This window comes from Shimia sp. (assembly GCF_041624275.1).
Lineage (GTDB): Bacteria > Pseudomonadota > Alphaproteobacteria > Rhodobacterales > Rhodobacteraceae > Shimia.
Window position 1 is genome coordinate 1 of the sequence record NZ_JBFJVE010000204.1, and the last position, 5,131, is coordinate 5,131.

The 5,131-nt window shown below is 66.8% G+C and carries 4 protein-coding genes and 1 pseudogene; 4 read left to right on the forward strand and 1 reads right to left on the reverse strand.

All coding sequences use genetic code 11. From position 1 onward, the window contains the following. A pseudogene (locus ABZD10_RS13500) lies at positions 1-379 on the reverse strand (formimidoylglutamate deiminase); the annotation flags it as partial. Positions 380-456: 77 nt separating this feature from the next. On the opposite strand from ABZD10_RS13500, the gene hutI reads away from it, so the two are divergent. From hutI to hutU, 4 genes are all read left to right on the forward strand, one after another. Further along, the gene (gene hutI, locus ABZD10_RS13505) at positions 457-1,650 is read left to right on the forward strand and encodes an imidazolonepropionase (protein ID WP_372887235.1); all 1,194 of its coding nucleotides are present in this window, start codon (positions 457-459) and stop codon (positions 1,648-1,650) included. Next, positions 1,647-3,185 carry a histidine ammonia-lyase gene (gene hutH, locus ABZD10_RS13510; RefSeq protein ID WP_372887237.1) on the forward strand — a complete coding sequence of 513 codons (1,539 nt, stop codon included), beginning with the start codon at positions 1,647-1,649 and terminating at the stop codon, positions 3,183-3,185. Before hutI ends, hutH begins: the two co-directional genes overlap by 4 nt. Further along, positions 3,182-3,988: an N-formylglutamate deformylase gene (hutG, locus tag ABZD10_RS13515; RefSeq protein WP_372887239.1), complete on the forward strand. Its 807-nt coding sequence runs from the start codon at positions 3,182-3,184 to the stop codon at positions 3,986-3,988. The genes hutH and hutG overlap by 4 nt, the downstream gene beginning before the upstream one ends. A 19-nt stretch (positions 3,989-4,007) precedes the next feature. Further along, on the forward strand, positions 4,008-5,131 hold a 1,124-nt coding region (hutU, locus tag ABZD10_RS13520; protein ID WP_372887241.1), incomplete at its 3' end, for a urocanate hydratase.

The following is a 5,131-nucleotide window of genomic DNA, read 5'->3' on the forward strand; positions in this document are numbered from 1 at the left end:
GATGCAGGTAATGGAATTCGACATTGGTGGCGAAACCGGCCTCCAGCATCTCCATCTGCACCAAGGCGGCGATGGCTTCGACCTGATCCGGGCTCAGCGCTTCGAGAAACCGGTACATCAGCCGACGCCAGGTCCAGAAACTGTCCGATCCATCGCCGCCGCGCTTTTCGGTCAGCCCGGCCATGGCCCGCTGAAAGGCGTGGCTGTGACTGTTGGCCGGCGCCGCGACCAGCGCGCCGACCTTCTGCGCCCCTGAAGAGGGGTCGAAGGGCAGGCCATAGGTCAGCCTCGAAATCCGCCCCTCGACGCCGATCTCGAGCAGCACCTTCTCTGCCCAGCCATGCGCGGTCAGCGCCTGCTCCGCCCAGATCACGGCCATGTCGAATCCCCGCTTGACTTGCTATTATGTGCAGACATAAACCATGTTACAGTGATCCAAACAAGGGATTCTTCGGGATGCTGCTGCATAACGCCAGGGTGGCCACGATGACGGGGGCGGGTGCCTACGGGCTGATCGACCGTGGAGCAATGGTCGTGGAGGGGCAGAGGCTGGTCTGGGTCGGCGCCGCTGCGGATCTGCCCTCTGACTACAGCGCCCTGCCGGCGACCGATTTGCAGGGCCGGCTGGTGACGCCGGCGCCGATCGATTGCCACACGCATCTGGTGTTCGGCGGCAATCGGGCCCGCGAGTTCGAGATGCGGCTCGAGGGCGCCAGCTATGAAGAGATCGCGCGCAGCGGCGGCGGCATCGTTTCGACGGTCAGGGCCACGCGGCAGGCGTCGGAAGACGAATTGCTGGCAGAGGCGCTGACCCGTGTCGATGCGCTGATCGCCGAAGGGGTCGCGACGATCGAAGTGAAATCGGGCTATGGGCTGGATCACGAGACCGAGCTGCGCATGTTGCGGGTGGCGCGGCGCATCGCAAGCGAACGGCCTGTCGCGGTGACGACGACCTTTCTGGGCGCCCATGCGGTGCCCCCCGAGTACCTAGGCCGCGACGACGCCTATATCGACGAGGTTTGCATTCCGACCCTGCGCGCCGCGCATGACGCGGGGCTTGTCGATGCGGTGGACGGGTTCTGCGAGGGCATCGCCTTTCAACCGGCGCAGATCGCGCGGGTGTTCGATGTCGCGCGCGCGCTTGACCTGCCGGTCAAACTGCACGCCGAGCAATTGTCCGACCTTGGCGGCGCCGAACTGGCCGCCAGCTATGGCGCACTGAGCGCCGATCACATCGAGTATCTGGGCGAAACGGGCGTGGCCGCCATGGCGCGTGCCGGAACCGTCGCGGTTCTCTTGCCGGGGGCCTTCTACACGCTGCGCGAAACCCGGCTTCCGCCCATTGCCGCCCTGCGCCGGCACCGGGTTCCGATGGCGCTGGCCACCGATGCCAATCCGGGCTCGTCACCGCTGACCTCGTTGCTGCTGGCCATGAACATGGGCTGCACGCTGTTCCGCATGACCCCGCAAGAGGCTCTGGCCGGGGTCACGGTGCATGCCGCCAAGGCGCTGGGGATGGCCGATCGTGGCCGCATCGCGCCGGGCCTGCGCGCCGACCTTGCAGTCTGGGATGTCGCGCACCCGGCCGAGCTGGCCTATCGTATGGGGTTCAACCCGCTTTACAAACGCTACTTCGGAGGCCGCGCATGAGCCCGCTTGTGCTTCTTCCCGGCACGGTGACACTGGATCACCTGGCCGAGATCTTCTGGAACGAGACCCCCGTGGTGCTGGATCGCGACTGCCGGCCGCAAGTCGACCATGCGGCCGCCCGCATTGCGGCGGCGGCCGCCGGCGATGCGGCGGTATACGGGGTCAATACCGGCTTTGGCAAACTGGCCTCGATGAAGATCGCGCCCAAGGACACGGCGGCCCTGCAGCGCAACCTGATCCTGTCGCATTGCTGCGGCGTGGGCGAGCCGGTGCCGCGCAATCTGGTGCGACTGATGATGAGCCTGAAGCTGCTGAGCTTCGGGCGCGGCGCGTCGGGTGTGCGCTGGGTCTTTGTCGAGCTGCTTGAAAACATGCTGGCGCGTGGCGTCACCCCGGTGATCCCGGCGCAGGGTTCGGTGGGGGCGTCGGGCGATCTGGCGCCGCTGGCCCATATGACCGCCGTGGTGATCGGCGAAGGCGAAGCGGAGTATTGCGGGGAAATCCTGCCCGGTGCCGAAGCCTTGATCCGGGCCGGGCTGGCGCCGATCCCGCTTGGTCCCAAAGAGGGGCTGGCCTTCATCAACGGCACCCAGTTCTCGACCGCCTTTGTCCTGGCCGGCCTGTTCAAGGCCTGGCGGGCGGCGCAGAACGCGCTGGTGATCTCGGCCATGTCGACCGATGCGATCATGGGATCGACGGCGCCGCTGCGCCCCGAGATCCACAGCCTGCGCGGCCAGCCGGGCCAGATCGAGGCGGCGGCGGCGATGCGGGCGATCCTTGACGGGTCCGAGATCCGCGAAAGTCATCGCGAGGGCGACACGCGGGTGCAGGACCCCTATTGCATTCGCTGCCAGCCGCAGGTCACGGGCGCGGCGCTGGATGTGCTGCGGCAGGCGTCGGTGACGCTCGAGATCGAGGCCAACGCCGCCACCGACAACCCCTTGGTGCTGACCGAGGACGACCTGATCGTCTCGGGCGGCAATTTCCACGCCGAGCCGGTCGGCTTTGCCGCCGACATGATCGCCCTGGCGATCTCAGAAATCGGCGCCATCGCGCAGCGCCGGATCGCCTTGATGGTCGACCCGACGCTCAGCCACGACCTGCCTCCGTTTCTGACGCCCGAACCGGGTCTGAACTCGGGGCTGATGATCGCCGAGGTGACGACGGCGGCCCTGATGAGCGAAAACAAGCACCTGGCCACCCCCTGCGTGACCGACTCGACGCCCACTTCGGCCAATCAGGAGGACCACGTGTCGATGGCGGCGCATGGGGCGCGGCGGCTGGGGCAAATGGTGACCAACCTCAATCGCATTCTCGGCGTCGAGCTGCTCTGCGCCGCGCAAGGGGTCGAGTTCCGGGCGCCGCTGACCACCAGCGCACCCTTGCAGAAGGTGCTGGCAAGGCTGCGCAGCGAGGTGGCGACCCTGGGCGATGACCGCTATCTGGCGCCCGACCTCGAGGCCGCGGCGCGTCTTGTGGCCTCGGGGGCCGTGATCCACAGCTGCGGCCGCGCCCTGCCGGAGCTGGGCGCATGACGGTCGTCAGCGTCGACAGGGGCATCGGCCCGATCATCCTTGGGCAACCCCATGGCGGCACCCATGTGCCCGAGGCCATCCGGGCGCGGCTGACGCGGCGCGGGCGGCAGCTGGCGGATACGGATTGGCATATCAACCGGCTTTATGACGGGTTGCTGCCCGATGCCACCGTGGTGCAGGCCCATGCCCATCGCTACGTGATCGACGTCAATCGCGACCCCGCTGGCGTCTCGCTTTATCCGGGGCAGAACACCACCGCGCTCGTGCCGCTGACCGACTTTGACGGACACCCGCTTTGGCAGGCGGGGCAGGCGCCCTCGGAAGACGAGATCGCGGCCCGTCGCGAGGCCTTTCATGCGCCCTATCACGCGGCGCTGGCGGCGGAGCTGGCGCGGGTAAAATCGCGACATGGGTTCGCCATCCTCTATGACTGCCACTCGATCCGCTCGGATATCCCCTATCTGTTCGAGGGGCGGTTGCCGGTGTTTTCCATCGGCACCAATGACGGCACGACATGCGCGCCTGAAATCGCAGCGGCCACGCACCGGGTTTGTCAGGCGGCAAAGGGCTATGACACCGTGGTGAACGGCCGCTTCAAGGGCGGCTGGACCACGCGCCACTACGGCCGCCCGGACAGCGGGATACACGCCATCCAGATGGAGCTGGCGCAGCGCGCCTACATGCAGGAATCCGCGCCCTGGGACTGGAGCGAAGAACGCGCCTCGGCCCTGCGCAGCCATCTCAAATCCATTCTTCACGGCCTGAGCGATGTCGCCCGCAGCGGCGCCTTGCATGGCGCGTGACACGACGAGGAGACCCGACATGACCGACCCCCGCAAGAACATCCGCGATGTGTTTCCGCCGACCGGCCCCGAGCTCAATGCCAAGAGCTGGCTGACCGAGGCGCCGCTGCGGATGCTGATGAACAACCTGCACCCGGACGTGGCCGAGAACCCGCATGAGCTGGTGGTCTACGGCGGTATCGGCCGGGCGGCGCGGACCTGGAAGGATTTCGACCTGATCGTCGAAACGCTGAAGGATCTCGAGGAAGACGAAACCCTGGTGGTGCAATCGGGCAAGCCGGTGGCGGTGGTGCGCACCCACACCGATGCCCCCCGCGTGCTGATCGCCAATTCGAATCTGGTGCCGCATTGGGCCAATTGGGATCATTTCAACGAGCTCGATAAAAAAGGCTTGATGATGTACGGCCAGATGACCGCCGGGTCATGGATCTACATCGGCACCCAGGGCATCGTGCAGGGCACCTACGAGACCTTTGCCGAGGCCGGGCGCCAGCATTACGGCGGCGATCTCACCGGCAAGTGGATCCTGACCGGGGGTCTTGGCGGCATGGGCGGTGCGCAGCCACTGGCGGCGGTCTTTGCCGGTGCCTGCTGCCTCGCGGTCGAATGCGACGAGAGCCGCGCCGACTTCCGTCTGCGCACGCGCTATGTCGATGAAAAGACCGATTCGCTGGACGACGCCCTTGAGATGATCGCGCGCTGGACGGCGGCGGGAGAGGCCAGGTCCGTTGCCCTGATCGGCAATGCCGCCGACATCTTCCCGGAAATCCACCGTCGCGGCATTCGCCCCGATATCGTCACCGACCAGACCTCGGCCCATGACCCGGTGAACGGCTATCTGCCGCAGGGCTGGAGCGTCGCCGAATGGCGGGCCAGGGCGCAGAGCGCCCCGAAAGAGGTGGAAGCGGCGGCGCGCGCCTCGATGCGGGTGCAGGTCGAGGCGATGGTGGCCTTTCACAATGACGGCGTGCCGACGGTGGACTATGGCAACAACATCCGCCAGATGGCCCTCGAGGAGGGGCTGGAAGACGCCTTTGCCTTTCCCGGCTTTGTGCCTGCCTATATCCGGCCGTTGTTCTGCCGCGGCATCGGGCCATTCCGCTGGGCGGCGCTCTCGGGTGATCCCGAGGACATCCTGAAAAC